General features: G+C 70.8%; 18 protein-coding genes. 7 read left to right on the top strand and 11 right to left on the bottom strand.

Annotation, left to right across the window (positions count from 1 at the left end; translation table 11 throughout):
- Positions 1–90: 90 nt before the first annotated feature.
- A complete protein-coding gene (locus tag M2157_RS41950) occupies positions 91–1,431 on the bottom strand; it encodes an FAD-dependent oxidoreductase (protein ID WP_280855915.1) in 1,341 nt (446 codons plus the stop codon).
- Positions 1,432–1,590: 159 nt separating this feature from the next.
- Between M2157_RS41950 and M2157_RS41955 the strand changes: the two genes are divergently transcribed.
- Positions 1,591–2,058 carry a DUF6214 family protein gene (locus M2157_RS41955; RefSeq protein WP_280855914.1) on the top strand — a complete coding sequence of 156 codons (468 nt, stop codon included), beginning with the start codon at positions 1,591–1,593 and terminating at the stop codon, positions 2,056–2,058.
- Positions 2,059–2,085: 27 nt separating this feature from the next.
- On the opposite strand, the gene M2157_RS41960 is transcribed toward M2157_RS41955, so the two are convergent.
- The gene (locus M2157_RS41960; protein ID WP_280855913.1) at positions 2,086–2,754 is read right to left on the bottom strand and encodes a DUF305 domain-containing protein; all 669 of its coding nucleotides are present in this window, start codon (positions 2,752–2,754) and stop codon (positions 2,086–2,088) included.
- A 96-nt stretch (positions 2,755–2,850) separates the two neighbouring features.
- On the opposite strand from M2157_RS41960, the gene M2157_RS41965 reads away from it, so the two are divergent.
- Positions 2,851–4,353 carry a hypothetical protein gene (locus M2157_RS41965; RefSeq protein WP_280855912.1) on the top strand — a complete coding sequence of 501 codons (1,503 nt, stop codon included), beginning with the start codon at positions 2,851–2,853 and terminating at the stop codon, positions 4,351–4,353.
- Here M2157_RS41965 and M2157_RS41970 read toward each other — a convergent pair.
- The 5 genes from M2157_RS41970 to M2157_RS41990 all read right to left on the bottom strand — a co-directional run bounded on the left by M2157_RS41970 (position 4,341) and on the right by M2157_RS41990 (position 7,917).
- The gene (locus M2157_RS41970) at positions 4,341–5,015 is read right to left on the bottom strand and encodes a TetR/AcrR family transcriptional regulator (protein ID WP_280855911.1); all 675 of its coding nucleotides are present in this window, start codon (positions 5,013–5,015) and stop codon (positions 4,341–4,343) included. The two genes, M2157_RS41965 and M2157_RS41970, sit on opposite strands and share 13 nt — an antisense overlap.
- A gap of 239 nt (positions 5,016–5,254) precedes the next feature.
- The gene (locus M2157_RS41975; protein WP_280855910.1) at positions 5,255–5,947 is read right to left on the bottom strand and encodes an HAD-IA family hydrolase; all 693 of its coding nucleotides are present in this window, start codon (positions 5,945–5,947) and stop codon (positions 5,255–5,257) included.
- Between the two features lie 9 nt (positions 5,948–5,956).
- Positions 5,957–6,475, bottom strand: a complete 519-nt coding sequence (locus M2157_RS41980; protein ID WP_280867791.1) for a hypothetical protein — start codon at positions 6,473–6,475, stop codon at positions 5,957–5,959.
- Entirely contained in the window at positions 6,472–7,143 is a 672-nt protein-coding gene (locus tag M2157_RS41985) for a phosphatase PAP2 family protein (protein ID WP_280855908.1), read from the bottom strand. Before M2157_RS41985 ends, M2157_RS41980 begins: the two co-directional genes overlap by 4 nt.
- A 243-nt stretch (positions 7,144–7,386) precedes the next feature.
- On the bottom strand, positions 7,387–7,917 hold the full coding sequence (locus M2157_RS41990) for a DUF5134 domain-containing protein (protein ID WP_280867792.1): 531 nt from the start codon (positions 7,915–7,917) through the stop codon (positions 7,387–7,389).
- Between the two features lie 159 nt (positions 7,918–8,076).
- Here M2157_RS41990 and M2157_RS41995 point away from each other — a divergent pair, with 159 nt between their 5' ends.
- From M2157_RS41995 to M2157_RS42005, 3 genes are all read left to right on the top strand, one after another.
- A complete protein-coding gene (locus tag M2157_RS41995) occupies positions 8,077–9,699 on the top strand; it encodes an FUSC family protein (RefSeq protein WP_280867793.1) in 1,623 nt (540 codons plus the stop codon).
- The gene (locus M2157_RS42000) at positions 9,696–10,235 is read left to right on the top strand and encodes a MarR family transcriptional regulator (RefSeq protein ID WP_069762560.1); all 540 of its coding nucleotides are present in this window, start codon (positions 9,696–9,698) and stop codon (positions 10,233–10,235) included. The genes M2157_RS41995 and M2157_RS42000 overlap by 4 nt, the downstream gene beginning before the upstream one ends.
- A gap of 158 nt (positions 10,236–10,393) precedes the next feature.
- Positions 10,394–12,997 carry a cellulosome protein gene (locus M2157_RS42005; protein WP_280855904.1) on the top strand — a complete coding sequence of 868 codons (2,604 nt, stop codon included), beginning with the start codon at positions 10,394–10,396 and terminating at the stop codon, positions 12,995–12,997.
- Here M2157_RS42005 and M2157_RS42010 read toward each other — a convergent pair.
- The 3 genes from M2157_RS42010 to M2157_RS42020 form a co-directional block, all read right to left on the bottom strand.
- Positions 12,994–14,046 (bottom strand): aldo/keto reductase, encoded by a 1,053-nt coding sequence (locus M2157_RS42010; protein ID WP_280867794.1) that lies wholly within the window; start codon positions 14,044–14,046, stop codon positions 12,994–12,996. The two genes, M2157_RS42005 and M2157_RS42010, sit on opposite strands and share 4 nt — an antisense overlap.
- 114 nt (positions 14,047–14,160) lie before the next feature.
- Positions 14,161–15,483 (bottom strand): diacylglycerol kinase family protein, encoded by a 1,323-nt coding sequence (locus tag M2157_RS42015; protein ID WP_280867795.1) that lies wholly within the window; start codon positions 15,481–15,483, stop codon positions 14,161–14,163.
- A gap of 108 nt (positions 15,484–15,591) precedes the next feature.
- Positions 15,592–15,984: a VOC family protein gene (locus M2157_RS42020; RefSeq protein ID WP_280867796.1), complete on the bottom strand. Its 393-nt coding sequence runs from the start codon at positions 15,982–15,984 to the stop codon at positions 15,592–15,594.
- 71 nt (positions 15,985–16,055) lie between these two features.
- Here M2157_RS42020 and M2157_RS42025 point away from each other — a divergent pair, with 71 nt between their 5' ends.
- Positions 16,056–16,592, top strand: coding sequence for a GNAT family N-acetyltransferase (locus tag M2157_RS42025; protein WP_280867797.1), 537 nt, complete (start codon positions 16,056–16,058; stop codon positions 16,590–16,592).
- Positions 16,593–16,607: 15 nt separating this feature from the next.
- Here the strand turns inward: M2157_RS42025 and M2157_RS42030 are convergent, their stop codons facing one another.
- Positions 16,608–17,291, bottom strand: a complete 684-nt coding sequence (locus M2157_RS42030) for a glycerophosphodiester phosphodiesterase family protein (RefSeq protein WP_266524026.1) — start codon at positions 17,289–17,291, stop codon at positions 16,608–16,610.
- Positions 17,292–17,562: 271 nt separating this feature from the next.
- Here M2157_RS42030 and M2157_RS42035 point away from each other — a divergent pair, with 271 nt between their 5' ends.
- On the top strand, positions 17,563–18,960 hold the full coding sequence (locus M2157_RS42035; protein WP_280855897.1) for a DUF6421 family protein: 1,398 nt from the start codon (positions 17,563–17,565) through the stop codon (positions 18,958–18,960).
- Positions 18,961–18,991 lie beyond the last annotated feature (31 nt).

Raw genomic sequence — 18,991 nt, forward strand, 5'->3', positions numbered from 1 at the left:
GTCCGAGACCGTAAGCGTCTTGAACAGTTTGTTGATTGCGGGGGTGTTGCCGGTTCGTTGCCCGGTGCGGGCCAGGAGGTGCACGTGCCCCTAAGAAGCACTGCCGTGCACCGCGTTCATCAGGGACTGCCAGTCCGGGAGTTTCACCACGCCCCGGCCCAGGGACGCGCCGAGCTCCGCTTCCGCCCGCTCGATCGCACACCAACCCGCCCACTCCACCGGTTCGGCGCCCTCCGCCCGCAGTGCGTCAAGCGGGTCTTCGCGCAGATCTTTGTGTACGAGCGTGGGGGCGTCCTCGAGCAACGAGGTCACCGTCTCCTTGGCGTCCGGGCGGTTGGTGCCGATCACGCCGGTCGGGCCGCGCTTGATCCAGCCGGCCACGTACTCACCCTGGACGGCGGAACAGCCGTGCACGACACGCCCGTCGACGTTGGGTACGGTCCCGCTCTCGGTGTCGAACGGCAGTCCCTCCACCGGCATCCCCCGGTAGCCCACCGAGCGCAGCACCAACTGGGCCTCGAGCTCCTCGAATTCACCGGTGCCGCGCACGCCGCCGCGCCCGTCCGGCACCGTCCTCTCGAAGCGGACCGCGCCCACGCGGCCGCCGTCGGCGAGGAGTTCGACGGGACGCAGGAAGAAGCGCAACGAGATCCGGCGGGAGGCCGGTGGTGACTCCGCGGCCGCCCAGCCCCGCAGCACCTCCACGTTCCGGCGCTGCGGCGCCGGCAGGGGAGAGGGGTCCAGGTACGCCGGGTCCAGCGCCAACTCCGCCGCGTTCACGGCCACTTCGGTGTCCGGCAGTGAACCCAGCTCGCGCAGCTCCTTGGTGGTGAAGCGGGCCTGGGAAGGGCCCCGCCGGCCCACCATGTGGACCTCCGTCACCCGGCTGGCGGCCAGCGCGGTGAGCGCCGGATGCGGCATGTCGGTCGGGCTGAGCTCCGTCACCCCGCGGGCCAGCATCCGCGTCACGTCGACCGCGACGTTCCCCACACCGATGACCACCGCCGACCGGGCGCCGACCACGAAACCGTCGGCCGTGGAGTCGGGATGCGCGCTGTACCAGGACACGAACTCCGTCGCCGACCAGCTGCCCGGCAGATCCTCACCCGGGATCCCCAGATGCCGGTCGGTCGCGGCGCCCACGCAGTACACGACGGCGTGGTACAGCTCGCGCAGCCGCGCGGTCGGCACCCCGCCCGGGCCGATCTCGACGCCGCCGAGAAACCGCACCCGCTCGTGTTCCAGCACCGTCCGCAGGTTGTTCTGGAGCGATTTGATCTTCTCGTGGTCCGGTGCCACGCCGTAGCGCACCAGGCCGTACGGGCACGGCAGCCGGTCCAGGACATCGACGAGCACGTCCGGATCCTGCTGGACGAGGCTCTGGGCGGTGTAGCACCCGCTGGGCCCGGAGCCGACGACGGCGACACGCATGCTTCCAGGATCGCACCGCCACCGCTCCGCTGACAGGGTGCTGCGCCTCGCACGCGTACGCGTGTCCGTTCCTATGGAATGTGATCATGCGGTTACGTTGCGTGCGTGCTGGAAGCATCCATTCTTCATCTTTCCGATCGTCGTCCGGCGGACGGCAGCGTGTCCGTGTGGCCCGCGTGGAAAGTGCGGGAGGACGGGGGCACGATGGCCTGGTTCCACGTCCGGCTGGCCTTCGCCGACGGTGCCCGGGTGGACACGCTCGCGGTGGTGGCCGGAGGCGGCGTGTCCCTGGAGGACGTACGGGCCCGGCCGGCGCTGTCGCTCGAGGACCTGGGCGCCCTCGCCGGCTGGATCGAGGGCCCGCTCTTCGAGGCCTGTGGGGTGACGCCTCCCGCTGCCGCTGCCGCTGCCGCCGAGCAGCTGGTCAGCCGCGCCCGCCCTGCCTGGCCGCGCGGCATGGAAGGGCGCTGGTTGATCGCCCAGGAGTACCGAGCCGCACAGGAGGACGGCGTCGACCCGGTCCTCGCGGTGATGGGCGCGACCGGCCACAGCCGCCGCAAGTCGCTCAGGCTCATCTCCCGGGCGCGCGACGCGGGTTTTCTGACCCCACGTCACGCAAGGCGCTGAACGTACGAGTTCACTGAAACGCCCCGTTCAGAGCATGTCCCGCATCCGGTTGATCTCGCTCGTCTGCTGGGCGACCACGTCGTCGGCCATCTCCTCGATCCGGATGTTGTTGCCCTGCCCCTTCACGTCCGTCGCCATGGTGATCGCCCCCTCGTGGTGAGTGATCATCAGCGTGAGGAAGAGCTCGTCGAACGCCTTCCCCTTCGCCGCGCGCAGCTTCTTCAGCTGGGCCTCGGTCGCCATGCCGGGCATCGTGGCGTGCGTGTGGCCGCCGCCCTTCTCGGACTGGCCGTGCTCCTTCAGCCAGGCCCCCATCGCGGCGATCTCCGGCCCCTGGGCGGCCGAGATCCGCTCGGCGAGTGCCTTGAGTCTCGTCGACTCGGCGCGGTCGGGGGCCAGTTCGGTCAGTTCCAGCGCCTGGGTGTGGTGCTCGATCATCATCCGCGCGTACGAGACGTCCGCCGAGTTGGGAGTGTCGTCGTCGGCCCGCTGCTCCTCGGCGTCCTGAGCGGAGAGCGTGCGGTTCGCCTCGCCCGGCTTGCCCGGCGCGAGCACCGAAGGCCCGGTCTCCGACGCCGACTTGGGATCCGCGTCGGAGTCGCAGCCCCCGAGGGCCAGGGCTGCCGCGGTGGCAAGGGTGGCCGCCAGCAGGGGCGCACGGCGGAAAAGCACAGTGGCCGCCCATGGTCCCTTCATTACAGGTTCGTTGCCCTCTGTTGATCTGTGCATGGTGAAGACGATACTGCGGTGACGCGTGAACCGTTCCACATGAACGGCACAGGGAGGAAAACAGTGATCCTGTTGAAAGAGTCCCGAACCCGGCGCAGACGTCTGGGAGTTGCCACGGCCGCCGCGGGTCTCCTGGCCGCGCTGCTGACCGCAGGGCCGGCCGTCGCGACCCCCGACCCCGGGGACGGCCCGGCGGCGGGCAAGGGAGTGTCCAAGAGCACCGAGGCCGAGGTGAAGGCGGCGATCGCCGACGGCGAGATACCCGGCCAGGACGAGATCGTCCACTCCGACAACATCGAACACCTCGTCAACATCCCCAAGGACGCACTGCCCGGCACCAATTCGGACCTGGCCTTCCAGGGCAGGTACGCCTTCTCCGGCAACTACGACGGCTTCCGCATCTTCGACATCAGCAACCCGAAGGCGCCCAGGACCGTCGCCCAGGTGCTGTGCCCCGGCTCGCAGAACGACATCTCCGTCTCCGGGAACCTGCTGTTCCTGTCCACCGACTCCTCGCGCAGCGACAGCAGTTGCAGCAGCACCACCCAGCCCGCGACCGAGAAGTCGTCGTGGGAGGGCATGAAGGTCTTCGACATCAGCGACAAGACCAACCCGAAGTACGTCGCAGCCGTGGAGACCGCCTGCGGCTCGCACACCCACACGCTGGTGCCCGAGCGCAGGAACGTCTACCTGTACGTCTCCTCGTACTCGCCGAACGCGACCTACCCCGACTGCCAGCCGCCGCACGACGGCATCTCCGTCATCAAGGTGCCCCGCAACGCGCCCGAGAAGGCGGCGGTCGTGGACTTCCCGGTGCTCTTCCCCGGCGAGGGTCCGGACGGCGGCGGCAACCCCGGTTCGCCCACCAACCCGGGTGTCTCCAAGACCACCGGCTGCCACGACATCACGGTGCTCCCGGACAAGGACCTGGCGGCGGGTGCCTGCATGGGTGACGGCATCCTGTTCTCCATCAAGGACCCGGAGAACCCGAAGGTCATCGACCGGGTGCAGGACAACGTGAACTTCGCGTTCTGGCACTCGGCCACCTTCAACCAGAAGGCGAACAAGGTCGTCTTCACCGACGAGCTGGGCGGCGGCGGTGCGGCCACCTGCAACGCGGAGATCGGTCCGAACCGCGGTGCGGACGGCATCTACGACATCGTTGGCAAGGGCGACAAGCGCAAGCTCGTCTTCCGCAGCTACTTCAAGATCCCCCGCCACCAGTCGGCCGTCGAGGTGTGCGTGGCCCACAACGGCTCGCTGATCCCGGTCAAGGGCAAGGACATCATGGTCCAGGCCTGGTACCAGGGCGGTGTCTCCGTCTGGGACTTCACGGACTCCTCGCGCCCGAAGGAGATCGGCTACTTCGAGCGCGGCCCGGTGACCACCGAGCGCCTGACGACCGCCGGCTCGTGGTCGGCGTACTACTACAACGGCTACATCTACTCGAACGACATCGCCAAGGGCTTCGATGTCCTGAAACTCAGCGACCGGCGCACGGATCCCGCCAAGAAGGTGCGGCTCGGCGAACTCAACGTCCAGACGCAGCCGGACTACTTCGACTGATCCCCGGCCTCCGGGCCCGTCTCGAAGAAACGCGACAGATCCGTGTCGTACGTCCCGTCGGGTGCCTCGGTGCCCGGCGGGACGCCCTGCTCCCAGTCGAGCCGGTAGCGCGTGAACAGCTCGGCGCGCAGCGTCGCCAACGACATCGGGACGTTCGGTACGACCATCGCGTAGACCGCGCCCATGAGTTGCGAACGCAGCATCGGGTAGTCGGTCTCGACCGTCTGCGAACCGTGCCGTTCCATCGTGTCCCGCAGCAGCTCGGCCAGGCGCTGCTGCTCCGGGCACTGCACGAAGCCGTCGGTGTCCAGCAGGCCCGCCATATGCTGGCGCATCAGTACGGTCCGGTCCCGGGCCAGGCCCAGGATCGCGTCGATGGCCCGGGCCATCCGCTCCCGGCCGTCCTCGGTGCGCGGCTCGCGCTCCAGCGCCTCCTCCAGCGTCCGGTGCATGAGCCGGTGCACGGCGGACTGCACGAGCCGGCGCTTGCCGGGGAAGTAGTACGACACCAGACCGCGTGCCGAACCGGCCCGGTCCGCGATGTCGCCGAGGGTCGTGGCCTCGTAACCGCGCTCGGAGACCAGTTCGAGTGCCGCCTGCAGGAGCCGCTCCCGGGAACGACGGCGCAACTCTTCATTGACCGAGGCGCTGCGCGGGGACATGCTGTAACTCCTGCGTTGACTGGCTCTCAGCCAACTATACTCAGTGCGTCCGGACCGGCCCGCTAAAGGCCTGGTCGGGGCTGCCGCCTGCTCTGGGCGACGCGGGGGATCGTCCAGGGTGGGCGAGCATACGTCCCAATGGTGTCCTCAGGCGACCACTCCGGCGGGGTGACCACCCGGTTTTCGGACACCTTTCTGGTGTCGATTCCGGGTGCCGACCCCGCGTGCCGATCCGGGTCTCAGCCCACCAGGTCGAGGACGGGCCGCAGTCCGTCGGGCCGCTGCGCCGCCGGCAGATGATCCACGAAGTGCACCCCGCAGCCGAGGGCCGCCGCACCGCCGTCCGCCCGCCGGTCGTCGCCGACCATCAGGACGTCCCGGGGCTCGACACCGAGCGCCGTGCAGGCGGTCTTGAACAGCCGGGGGTCCGGCTTCTGGACGCCGTGTTCGTACGACAGCACATACACGTCGACGTAGGGATCGAGCCCGTGTGCGCGGAAGACGGGGCGCAGGTCCCAGCCGATGTTGCTGACCACACCCACCCCGATCCCGCGCTCCCGCAGCGCACGCAGGACCTCGGTGGCGTCGGGATACGGCTGCCAGGCGGCGGGGGACATGTGCCGGTCGTACAACGCGTCGTGCAGCGCGGGATCCGGCAGCGGGACCAGCCGCGAGAGCCCGGTGTACGCGGCCCGGTGCAGCTCGGCACTCTCGTCCCGAATCCCCCACACGGCGGCGACCTCGTCCGGCATCGGCGCCCGGGGCGGCGGCCCACCGGGCAACGCCCCCACCCTCTCCAGCTCCAGCGCGACCCGCGTCAACTCGGCCTCGGCGAGGGCAAGTCCCGCCTCCTCGAGAGCGGTCCTCAGCCAGGACTCGGTGGACTCGATCCGGAAGAGGGTTCCCGAGAAGTCGAACAGGACGGCAGTCATACGGTGATCTTACGGGCCTGCGTTCCACTCGACGGGGAGCTCGCTCCCGCAGAACACGCAGACGAAATCCGCCTCGCGCACGATCGACCGCTCCCCGCACTCCTCGCAGCGCCGGAACACCACCTCGTGCGTGAACCGGCCGGGGTGCTCGACGCCGGCCCGGTCGAGCGCGCGCCCGACCGCCTGCCACGAATCGAGGTCCGGGCAGTAGCCCGTGGAGTGGTTGGTGACCTCGTCGACCGCCCAGCGGCCGGCGCGCCGGGCGAATCCCATCTCGCCGGCGGCCGTCACATCCGCTCCGCCCGCGCAGGCCACGTGCTCACTCCTGCGGGCCGCGAGCCGCAGCAGGCCGTCGAGGGCGACGACGAAGGTGAAGGGCTCCGAGGCCTCGGCCGCCTCGCGCCCGGACAGCCAGGTGTCGAGGTCGGCGGCGGAACGGATGATCCGGCCCTTGCTGTCCGGCCGTACCGTCGAGCGCAGCTCGGGCGGGCCCACATAGCCGTGGACCCGGCTCGGGCTGTCGTTCACGGCCGGTACCGCTGGTGGATCAGCACCGCCAGCGTCACCAGCATCGCGCCCAGGAGCCAGCCGCCGAGCACGTCGGAGGGCCAGTGGACGCCGAGCCAGATACGGGTCAGACCGACGCCGACCACGGAGACCACGGAGAGGGCCAGCGCCGTGAGCCACAGGGCGCGGCCGGCGCCGTAGTGGTGGAGGAGCCACAGGAGCAGGCCGCAGACGACCGTGGCCGTCAGGGCGTGGCCCGACGGGTAGGCCGCGAAGTGCGCGGTGTCGACGGGGTCGGGCCAGACGGGGCGCGGGCGGCCGACCGTGGCCTTCAGGATCTGCTGGAGCAGTGTGCCCAGCGCACAGGTGGCCGCCAGCCATACGGCGGTCCACCGGGCGTTGCGCCGCCACACCAACCACATCACCGCGATCGCAGCGAGGATGCGCATCGCCCAGGGGTCCCACACCCAGTCCGTGAGGATGCGGAAGGCGTGGGTCACCCCCGGCTCGTCGACCGCCCAGCGGTGCGTGGTGTCGGCGATGTCGCCGTCCACGGTGAGCAACGGATGCCACTTGGCCGCGACCAGGACGAGCAGCAGCACCGAGCACAGGGCGAGGACACCGGTCGCGCGGGCGGCGGTCCGGTGCTCCGGGGGGCGGGGCGGGGAGTCGACGGACGGCGTGTGCATACTGCGATCCTCGCCGACCGGTGCGGCTCGAGGCCAATTCCGGGGCTGGGGCGGGCCTGAGCGACCGTTCCGCGGAGGCGAGGGGCACCAGCGGCCGTCGCTGTCCCGGTCCAAGTGATGCACCTCTGTGGGACATGGCCTGAGGGGCGGGCAGGGCCCGAACACGCCCCGGTTCTCGTCGTGTTCGCCCCGTCTGTGCGGGCAGCGGTTGCGTACGCCGCTCCCTCGTCCGGCCCCGCCGCCTCAGAGCGTCAGCAGCATGGCCACCATCGCGATGCCCATCGACAGCCGACACGCGCGCGCGAGTTCGGGACGATCGCCCCAGCCGACCGTCCCGCCACCGGCGGTCACCGGTATGAGGCGGACGCCGGACAGCAGGACGTAGCCCGCGAAGTAGAGGAGCAGGACGCCCGTCACCACGGGGACCCCCGCGCCGCCGTGGTGCCCGGGGGAGGCCGCCATCACCACCGTCATGTAGACCATGGCCCCGGCCCCCACCAGGTGGTGCAGATGATGGGTGCTCGTGCGCGCCGCCCACAGCGCGCGCAGCGCGGCCCCGCCGAACACGGCCGCGCAGAGCGGCCAGGCCCACGACGGTGGCGTGAACACGGCGGCGGGTACGGCCATCGCGGCCATCCCGAAGCCCATCAGCGCCTCACCGCCCGCGGCCCGGCGCTGTTCCTCGACGCTGCTGCGCATCCGCAGCAGGCAGTACGCCCCGGTCGCCGCGCAGAGCGCCACCAGCAGCCAGCCGGGCGAAGCCGGTCCGTGCACGCCCACCTCCCCGCTCGACGTCGGTCAAGAAATGCCCGGGCCATGCGGCGCGCAATCGAGCGCAAGGGTGTACGCGGGGAGCGTGCGACGGAGCACAGCAGGTCAGAGCGATCGCGTCCTTATCATTTACGAGTAAAACACCTGCTAAAGTATTGGCCCATGAGCAGTGCGACCCCCATTGCCGGCACCCCGCGCGTCCGCCGTCTCCCCCTGGCCGGTGTGCTGCGCCTCGGCAGGCCCTCCGACATCTGGTTCAAGCCCGCGCTGAGCGTGGTCGTCGCGGTCGCCCCGCCGAACCTGATCCTCCTGGCCCTCGGCCGACTCGACCTGGCGATGTACGCCATGGCCGGGTCCCTGTGCGCGCTGTACGCCCACCACCGGCCCTACGCCGCCCGGGCCCGCGCCCTGGCCGGGGTGGTGCTCGGCATGGTCGCCGGCCTTGCTGTCGGCCTCGTCGCCGCTTCGCTCACCAGCAGCGCGGTGGTGCTGGTCACCGTCGGTGCACTGGTGGCCGCCGTGCAGAAAGCGCTCTGTGACGCGACCCGGATCGGCCCGCCGGGCCATGTGGTCCTCACCTTCATCAGCTCCGCCTCCCTGTTCGCCCCGCAGACCCTCGCCCAGGTGCCCGGCCACCTCGCCCTGGCCCTCGCCGCGGGCATCTGGGCCTGGCTGATCGGCATGGCACCCGGTCTGTTGCGGCCGCACGGCCCGGAGCGACGGGCCACCGCCCACGCGCTGAACGCGGCTGCCGCTTATGCGGAGAACCGGCGCCCCCAAGCAAGCGGAACCGCCCATGCCGCCGTGCAGGCCGCCTGGCAGACCCTTCTCTCGGCCGGCGCCCGCTCCGAGACCCGGCGGGCCCTCGAACGTCTCGTCGTCCGCGCCGAGGTCGCCCTCGCCGCACCCGCCGACGCGGACCCGCACCGCCTGCGCGCCTGGGCCCGCGAACTGCGCGGCACCGGGCCGGTCCCGCGGACGGCGTACGACGACGAACTCCTCGGAGTGGAGGCCGAACTCGCCGCCCCGGCCCGCCGGTGGTGGCGTGCCCTCGGGCCGCTCGCCCCGATCGCGATGCGCACCGCCCTGGGCTGCGCCCTCGCCGGTTACGTCTCCCTCGCGCTCGGCATCGGCCGCCCCTACTGGGCGCTGGTCACCGCCGCCTCGCTCTACCAGGCCAACGTCACCCTCACCTGGAGCCGGGGTGTCCAGCGCGTCGTCGGCAACCTCGTCGGGGTGCTGGTGTTCGCCGCCGTGGTCCCGCTCGCCCACCTCGGGCCCGCCGCCCTCGTCCTGTGCTGCCTCGCCCTCAACTTCGGCGCCGAGGCGCTCATGGGCCGCAACTACTGGCTCGGCAGCATCTGCGTCACCCCGATGGCGCTGCTCATCACCGAGTTCGCCGGGTACCAGGAGCCGGGCCGGCTGATCACCGAGCGGGTCGTGGACACCCTCGTCGGGGCGCTGGTCGGGTTCGTCGCCGCCATGGCCGTCACCAACCGGCGCGCGGGCGATCGCGTCGAGCACGCGCTGGCCGCCGTGGAAGGCGCCCGCGCCCGCGCCGCCCGCCTTCTCGCGGAGCCGCACCCCGCTCCCGCCAGCCTGGACTCCGCCCGCCGCGCCCTCGCCGCCGCCCTGGTCGACCTGCGGGCCGGCGTCGAGGCCGCGTCCGGCGAATGGTGGCAGCGTGCCCTGCCCCAGGAGAGGGTCGTACGCGCCGAGCAGGCCGGACACCGTACGCTCGCCGCGACGATCCGGCACCACAGAGCGGAGGGCGCCCGCCCATGACGGCACCGAACGGACGACCGGAGGAACCGGCGAGGCACGACACCGTCGCCGCCGTCGTCCGGCAGTGGCAGACCGTCCACCCCGGCCTCGACACCGGCCCCATGGAGATCATCGGCCGTGTCAACCGCTGCGCGGCCCTGCTCCAGCAGGCCGAGGACGCCCCCCTGCGCCGGGCCGGACTCAGCCGTCCCGAGTTCGACCTGCTCGGCGCCCTGCGCCGCACCGGCCACGAGCTGACCCCCGGTGACCTGGCCCGCGAGACCTTCTCCTCCGGCGCCGCCGTCACCAAGCGGCTCAAGCAGCTGACCGAGCGGGGCCTGGTGGAGCGCCGGGGCGACACCCGCGACCGCCGCGTCGCCCACGTCCGGCTCACCGAGGCCGGCCGCGACCTGGTCGACGGGATCCTGCCCGAGCAACTGGCGTACGAGACGGCCGTGCTGTCCGTCCTGACCCCCGAGGCGCGGGACGAACTCGCCGGCCGGCTGGGGGAGCTGCTCGGCCGGCTGGAGGGCACCCTGGGAGTGCTGCGCGCCTGACGGTGGTCCGGCAGCGTCGGCCTCGGCGTCACTGCCGCCCGACCTGCGGTTTCGGACGTTTTGAAGCCCGCTGCCTGTTGACGCGGTCCGTCCGCGCTTTCTACGTTCGTCCAGGTCGGTGCGGATCATCGACTGTCGTACGGAATGCCGAACGAAGGATGGATGCCGTGGCAGCCGAAGGCCCCGCCCCCGAGAAACTCACCATCGATCTCGGGACCGAGACCGGACCCTTCCACGGAGGAGCGAGCGGCACGCTCTACGGGCTCTACGGCGACGGCGTGCCCAGCCGCGTCGTGGTCGAGGGCATGTACCCGCGCACGGTGACGACCAAGGCCCAGGACGGCACCCAGCATCCGGGCGGCGACGCCCTGGAGATCCTGCCGGCCTTCGTCGCGGCGGGCGGCAAGGACGTCTACGTCTATCTGCCCGACTTCTACCGGGGGTTTCCGTACGAGTGGCCGGGCGCCACCGGCGAGGAGCGGCTCGCCGGACATCTGGACGTGATCCGCCGTCAGGTAGAACACGTCCTGACCGTGGGGGAGTTGAAGGACCACGTCGTGTACGTGCCGTTCAACGAACCCGAGGGCAACATGTTCGGCGAGGGGGAGTGGAGCTACGACCAGGTCTCCTGGCGGACCGAGCCGGACCACTACTTCGCCGCCTGGGAAGCCGCGTACCGCCTCATCAAGGACCTCGACCCGGACGCGCGGGTGGCCGGACCCAACACCTGCATTCTGTACCCCGAGGTCAGGGACTTCCTGGAGTTCGCGAAGTCGCACGACGTGCTGCCCGACATCGTCACCTGGCACGAGCTGTCCTCGCCCGCCGAGGTCCGCACCAACATCGCCAAGTACCGCGAACTGGAACGAGAGTTGGGCATCGGCCCGCTGCCCGTCAACATCAACGAGTACGCGCACAACTACCACGTCTCCGTCCCCGGACAGATGATCCAGTGGATCGCCGCGATCGAGGAGTCGAAGGTCGACGCCGACATCGCCTACTGGAACATCGCCGGCAACCTCAACGACTCGGCGGTCGAGGCGAACAAGGCCAACGGCCAGTGGTGGCTCTACAACGCCTACGGGCAGCTGACCGGCAACACCGTCCGGGTGCTCGCCCCGCACCCCAACGTGCAGTACACCCTCCAGGGCGTCGCCACCCTCGACCGGGACAAGCGGCAGGCGCGGGCGCTGTTCGGGGGAGCGGACGGCGCGGCGGACGTCGTCTTCGAGGGCGTGGACGCGGAGGTGTTCGGCGCCGTGGTCCAGGCCCGTCTCGTGGAGATTCCCTGGACGGGGCAAGTGGGTGCGGCAGAACAGCCGTTGCGGCTGCGGGACGAGGAACTGCCGGTCGTGGACGGGAGAGTGACGCTCGGTCTGACCGGCCTCGACGCGATGTCCGCCTACCACGTGATCCTGTCGCCGGGCGGCAACGGGGCCGTGGCCCTGCCGCCCGCGGTGCGTTGGAGGCGGACGTACGAGGCCGAGGACGCCGGCTACACGGGAGGCGGTTACTCCAAGAACGGACCGGAGGGGTCCCCGACCGCCGTCGACCGGTTCGCGACGTCCGGTGGCTACCACGTGGGCGGTCTGCGCACCGGCTCCGACGGTGTGCTCGCCTTCGACGTCGAGGTGCCGCAGGACGGGACGTACGACCTCCAGGTGTTCGCGGGCTCGCACAATCTCGCCGACCTGGTGCGCGAGCAGGGCCCCACCAACGTCTTCGTGCGCGTCGACGGCGAGAGTCCTCGCGAACTGCGGTTGCCGCTCGGCTACAAGCGGGCGGTGTGGGGACACACCGACACCCGGGTGGAGCTGACCGCCGGCCGGCACCGGATCACCCTCGCCGCCCAGGACCCCGACCTCGGAGTCACCAAGGGCGACGCGGTCGTCGACAAGCTGGACCTCGTGCTGCGGTACGAGGACGAAACGGCCCTGTACGAGGCCGAGTTCGCGGACCTCGGCGGCGGGGCCCGGGTCAGCCACGCCCACCGCGGCGCCTCGGGGCCCGGAGTCGCCGTGCTCCCGCGAGGCGGCACCGTCACCTTCTGGACGTACGCGGCCGACGACGGCGAGGCCTCCGTGACCGTCGACCTGCTAGGGCCCGGAGAGGGCGTGTGGAGCGTCAACGGCGAGGAGATCGGACGCGTCGAGCGCGGCGCCGTACCGCTCTTCCTGGCCGGGGGCGTCAACAAGGTGACGGTCACCGGGACGTCGGACCGGCTGATCGTCGACCGGCTGCGGATCGCCCCTTCCCGCGGCCTGCTGCCCACCACCGCGTACGCCGCCGAGGAAGGCCTCCTGACCGGCACGGCGAGGGTGACCGGATACCCGTACGCCGTCGGTGGCAAGGCAGTTGACGGCATCGGTGCCGGGCCCGCGAACGCACTCACCCTGACGGTCACGGCGGACCGCGCCGGACGCCACGCGCTGACGATCCGCTACTCCAACGGCGAGCAGCCCCCCTCCACCCACTACAACCCGGACCCGGTCTGCCGCCACGCCGACATCTGCGTCAACGGCGCCCCCGCGCACCGCGTCCTGTTCCCCACCACCTTCCACTTCAACAACTTCTGGAACCTCTCCGTGCCCCTCACCCTGCGCCCGGGCCTCAACACGATCACGTTCACCGCCGACGAACTCCCCGACTTCGCCGGCGACACCAGGAACGCATTCGGCCAGCGCTCCGCCCACGCCCCCGTCATCGACCGGGTCACCGTGACACCGCTCGCCTTCACGGAGGCCGACGTGCGTCCCCTCTAGACCACGTCGGTCGCGGTACGCCGGTATCCGGAGCGGCGGTCGTCGATGGCCTGCCAGCTGTCGCCGTAGATGTTCTTGATGATCTCCGGCGACCGTAGGAAGTCGTGCGGAAAGCCGAGCGGCACCGCACTCACCTCGTCCAGACGCGCGATGGCGTCGGCGTCGAGGCGGACGTCGAGGCTGCCGAGGTTGTCGGCGAGCTGGCTCTCCCGGGTGGCCGCGACGATGGGGACCACATTGCCCGGGCGGCCCAGCAGCCAGGCCAGTGCCACCTGGGCCGGGCTCCAGCCGCCCTGCTCGGCGATCTCCATGGCGGCCGTGACGACCTCCTCCTCCCGCGGGTTCGGCTTGTCGCCCCAGGCGTCGAGACGTCCCGCCTCACCCCGCCGGTACTTGCCGGTGAGCTTCCCGCCCGCCAGCGGCGACCAGGCCAGCACCGCCTGGCCGAACGCCCTTGCCTGCGGGAGCAGTTCACGCTCCGGGGTGCGCTCCAGCAGGTTGTAGCGCAACTGCGAACCCGCGAACGCGGTCCAACCCCGCAACTCCGCGAGGGTGTTGGCCTGCGCCGTCTCCCAGGCGGGCCAGTCCGACACACCGACGTAGAGCACCTTGCCCGTACGTACGAGGTCGTCGAGTGCCCGCATGACCTCCTCGACCGGGGTGAAGTTGTCCCGCGCATGCACCCACAGGATGTCCAGCCGGTCGGTGCGCAGCCGCCCGAGACTCGCCTCCACCGACTGCACGAGGTTCTTGCGATGGTTGCCGGCCGAGTTGACGTCCCCGGCCCGCGTCGCGCAGGTGTACTTGCTGGCCAGCACGAACTCCTCGCGCCGCCCGTCGAGCAGCTCGCCGAGGATGCGCTCCGAGGTGCCGCCCGAGTAGATGTCCGCCGTGTCGACGAAGTTGCCGCCCGCGTCGGCGTAGGCGTCGAGAAGCCTGGCGCTGGTCTCCTTGTCGGAGCCGTAGGCGGGATCCTCACCCATGACCATCGCGCCGAGGCTCAGCTCGCTCACGCGCAGACCGGTCTTGCCGAACAGTGTGTACCGCACGATCAGTTCCCCCTTGAGGCAGGTCGTGCGCACGACGCTAGGGGCTGGAGCGCACTTCAACGCAACTCTGACGGGATGCAGTGTTCGCCCTGCCGCTCGCGCTGATCACGAAACTCACGCCCGCCCGGCCGTCGCCGCCAGTTTGCGCAACTGGCGCCAGTTCAGGCGTGGTTGCGCCTCCGGTACACCCGGCCGTTTCCTCGGGACGTGGACGCGGAGCGCCCCGGGGACGATACGGCAGTGGACCGGGGTGGGCAGGACCAGGGCCTCGCCGTCGACGCCGACCTCGATCTCCGGCCGGTCGGCGTCGACGACCACCTCCCGCGCGGACAGGACGGCGAGACCCTCCGGATCGGGGTCGAGCAGCAGCGCCGCGGCCTCGGCCGCACTGTCCACCTTGACGCCGAGGATGCCGAGCAGCCCCGAGTCGAGCCGCTCGCGGCGGCCGAGGCCCACCGGATCGTCGGTGCGGTAGGCGTTGTTGCTCACCAGCACGGCTTGCGGGCCGTCGAGTGTCGTGGCGTCGATCCGCGCGGTCAGACGGGCGCCGTGCCGGCGGGTGAGCAGGTCGGGCAGGAGCTCCAGGGTGGTGCCGATCTTGTCGTCGCGGTAGGCGGGGCTCTGGACGACCGCCGCGTACGCGCCGAAGGAGGCGTTGTTGACGAAGGGATGGTCCGCGGCGAAGCCGAGATCCACCCGGAGTTCGACGCCGTCGGTGAGCGCGTCGAGACAGGCAGCGGGGTCGGCACGGTCGAGGCCGAGGTCCATCGCGAAGTGGTTGCGTGTACCGGCGCAGACGACGAGGAACGGCAGGTCGTGTTCCGCGGCGACGGCGGCGACCAGCGCCTGGGTGCCGTCACCGCCCGCGACGCCCAGCAGGTCCGCGCCCTCCGCCACGGCCGCCCGCGCCAGCGCGGTCACGTCCTGATGCTCCTCCGGGTCGAGCAGCACGACCCGCGCGCCCAGCCGTTCGGCCTTCTCCCGCAGACCGAACCGCTCCACCTTCCCGCCTCCGGAGCGGGGGTTCATGAGCAGGAAGGGCCGCCGCACGGACCGCGCCCGGTGCTCCTTCATACGCCTGGGCCGTTTGCCGGTGCTGCGCAGCGCGTACCGACCGCTCCACACGGCCACGGCCCACAGCACCGGCGACAGCACGAGAACCCAGCCCAGGGTGACCACGAAGAGAACGACGACCACGGTGGGGGTGACGGCCGCGAGCACCGCCGCCAGCCAGCGCGCCGGGCCGCGCCGGGTCAGCGTCCACCACACCGCCGCCGCGGTGACGGCCCCGCCCGCGAGCCCGGCCGCCAGCAGCAGCACGCCGCGGAGACCGCCGTACCCGAGCGGGAGCAGCACCGCGAGGGCGGCCGCCGCCAGGGCGGTCCTGGCCGCCCATCGCTGCCCGTGCCAGGCCGGGGCGTTCACGTCCACGCTCATGTGCTCCTTCACTGCTCGGCGCCCTCGGGGCCACGGCGGTCGGCGGAGCATATCCAAGTCGGCGAAACGGCCGGCATCAGGCGTGACGCCGGCCGGCAGACGCCGCGTTCAGATTCCGGGCCGGTACCGCATCGGATGGTCCGGCGGCACCTCCACCAGCACGATCGGGGTGCCGTCCGGGTCGGCCACCCACATCTCGACCAGCCCCCACGGCTCCTTCACCGGGGGCCGTACGATCTCGACACCCTTGGCCAGCAGTTCCTCGTGCGCCGCGGTCACGTCCGCGACCTGGAGCCACAGCCGGACGTCCGCGGCCCGTGGAGCCTCGGACCGTCCCGACAGCTCAAGGAATCCACCGCCGAGGAAGTAGACGGTGCCCCGCTCCGGGCCCGTGCCGAACTCGCGGTACACGGCGAGGCCCAGCTGATCGCCGTAGAAGACTCGGGAACGCTCCGGATCCGTGGGCCGCAGCAGGACGCGGCCGCTCAGTACGTGGACCATGCGGGGGAGCCTATCCGGGGCGTTAGTCTCGACCGTGCCCCAGCCGCGCCCGAGAAGTGGAGACGCACCCCATGGAGACCACCGCCGGCCTCACCTTCCGTGACGCCACCGACGCCGATGTGGACACGCTCGTCGCGCTGGTCGAGTCGGCGTACCGCGGAGACGACAGCCGGGCCGGGTGGACCACCGAGGCGGACATCCTGGAGGGGCAGCGGACGGATCCGGAGGGTGTGCTCGCGGTCATCAAGTCGCCCGACAGCCGGCTGCTCACCGTGGAGCGGGACGGCCGGGTCGTCGCCTGCTGCCAGCTCGAACACCGGAGCACGCACGCGTACTTCGGGATGTTCGCGGTCAGTCCGGCACTCCAGGGCGGCGGCCTCGGCAAGGTGATCATCGCGGAGGCGGAGCGGATCGCCCGGGAGACCTGGGGCGTCACCGAGATGCACATGACCGTGATCTCGGTGCGCAACGACCTCGTCGCCTGGTACGAGCGGCGCGGCTACCGCCGTACGGGAGAGATGACGCCCTTCCCGTACGGCGACGAGCGCTTCGGCGTTCCGCAGCGCGACGACCTGCAGTTCGAGCTGCTGGTCAAGCCGCTGGTGTGACGTTCCTGCCCCGGTTCACGCGGTGAAGCGGCCGGTGCGTTTGATCTCCGGGTAGTCGGTCGTCGCGCCGTCCAGTTCCAGGGCCCGCACCAGCTTCAGATGGTCCTGGGTGTTCACCACCCAGCCGATGATCTTCAGATCCGCCTTGCGGGCCGCCTCGACGACCTCCAGGGTCAGCCGGCGGATGTTCAGGCAGACCGTTCCCGCCCCGGCCTCGACGGCACGCTCCACGATGTCGGGGCCGAACCGGCTGCCGATGAGCGCGGTCCGTACGCCGGGCACGAGGCGGCCGATCTCGGCGATCGCCTCGTCGTGGAACGAGGACACCTCGACCCGGGAGACCAGATTCCGCCGGAGCATGACCTCGGCCAGCGCCCGGGCCGCCGCGATGTCCTTGATCTCGGCCTGGAGCGGCGACCGTACGGCGTCCAGGACCTCCTCGAACACCGGGACGCGTTCTCCGCGGCCCGCGTCCAGGGCGCGCAGTTCGGTGAGGGTCTTCTCGGCGATCGGGCCGGTTCCGTCGGTCGTGCGGTCCACGTCGGTGTCGTGCATGACGACGAGGGCGCCGTCCTTGCTCAGGTGCAGATCGAGTTCGATGAGGTCGAGACCGGCCTGCTGGGCGGCCACGAAGGAACGGAGGGTGTTCTCGGGTTCGGTACCCATGACTCCGCGATGACCGATGGTAAGGAAGTTCAAGGTTCAACTCGCTTCCGTCGACGGCGGCTCGGTGCAGAGCCGCAGCCTAACGGCTACGCCGTGTGATGGACCCGTACGTACACGAGGGATCGCGGTGACGTGCGGGGGAGCGATCTCACTTACCCGGAATCTCCGCGTTCATGGCACTCGACAGGAAAAAGTTCGGTGACAATTGGTGTGGGCAGGATAACTTCCCGAGTCCGCTCTTGCTGGACGGAAGCTCGTATGTATACGGTCTCCATACGCGAGGTTCTCCCGTGGAGGATGGGACATGACGGAAATTCTTGTGCAGGCGACATCGGGGGACCACGTTCCTCCCGTGACCAGGGTGGTGGAGCACCCGGCATGGCCTGTGCTCAAGGATGCCGTGGAGCGGATCCGGCCATGGCAGTCCAAGGACGGGTCGATCGACTTCGAGGCCGAGAGCGCGCCCGCGCGCGGGGACGCCGAGGCCGCCGTACGGCGTGTCGTCGAGGCGGTGCGGGAGCTGTCGCCGTCGCTGCCGCACGACGCCGACTACCACGCCGCCCTCGTCAAGGACCTCCGGCGCTGGTCCGAGGGCGGCTTCGAGGTGCCCGACTTCCTCGACTCCCTGCTGGCCTTCCAGCCCGCCGCCAACCGCGCGGACGGCCTCCAGCACCTGGTCGTCTTCCCGATGTACACGCAGAACGGCAACCCGGACCGCAATCTCGAGGCGGTCGTGCTGCGCATGGTCTGGCCCGAGTGGCTGGCCGAACTGGAGCGCACCCGCTACGACAATCCGCTGTTCTGCGGCATCAAGTTCGAGGACTTCACCGCCGGTTACGACACCAACTCGGCCGTGCTCTTCCCGGAGACGATCGCCGTGCGCGAGGCGCCGGAACGCTTCTCCTGGGGCGGTATCTTCTGCGACCGCGAGGCCGCCCGCTTCCGCCGGGTCACCGACGCCGCCGTCGACATCCTGGGCCTGGAACTGCCCGAGGACATCGCCGCGATGGTCCACGACCAGAAGCGCTGCGAGGAGGCCTTCGTGCTGTGGGACATGGTCCACGACCGCACCCACAGCCACGGCGACCTGCCCTTCGACCCCTTCATGATCAAGCAGCGCCAGCCGTTCTGGATGTACGGCCTCGAAGAGCTGCGCTGCGACCTCACCGCCTTCAGGGAGGCCGTGAAGCTGGAGGCGGACGGCGTGCCGCAGGCCCGTGACGTGCAGTACGCGGTCCTCTTCGACCGGATGTTCCGCTTCCCGGTCACCGGCGAGCGCGTGCGCAACTACGACGGGCTCGGCGGCCAGCTCCTCTTCGCCTACCTGCACAAGCACGACGTCGTCCGCTGGACCGACAACAAGCTGTTCATCGACTGGCAGCGCGCCCCCGAGGTCACCAACCAGCTGTGCGCCGACATCGAGCAGCTCTACCGCGACGGCATCGACCGCCCCAAGCTCGTCCACTGGTTCGCCGGCTACGAGCTGGTCTCCACCTACCTCGCCCCGCACCCGGGTTCCAAGTGGGCCAAGGGCCCCGACGCCCTCGACCTGTCGCTGCCGCCCCGGAAACTCGTCGACGACGTGCTTCCGGACGAGTTTCCGCTGAGCATGTTCTATGAGGCCCTCTCCAAGAAGCTTCGTCATGTGATCGCCTCGACCCGGGGTATCACTGCGGAGAACGCCGAGCGGGTCGCCGCGTGAGCGATCGCGGCACCGGGAACACTGCACAGGC

Source organism: Streptomyces sp. SAI-127 (assembly GCF_029894425.1).
In the GTDB taxonomy this organism is placed as follows: domain Bacteria; phylum Actinomycetota; class Actinomycetes; order Streptomycetales; family Streptomycetaceae; genus Streptomyces.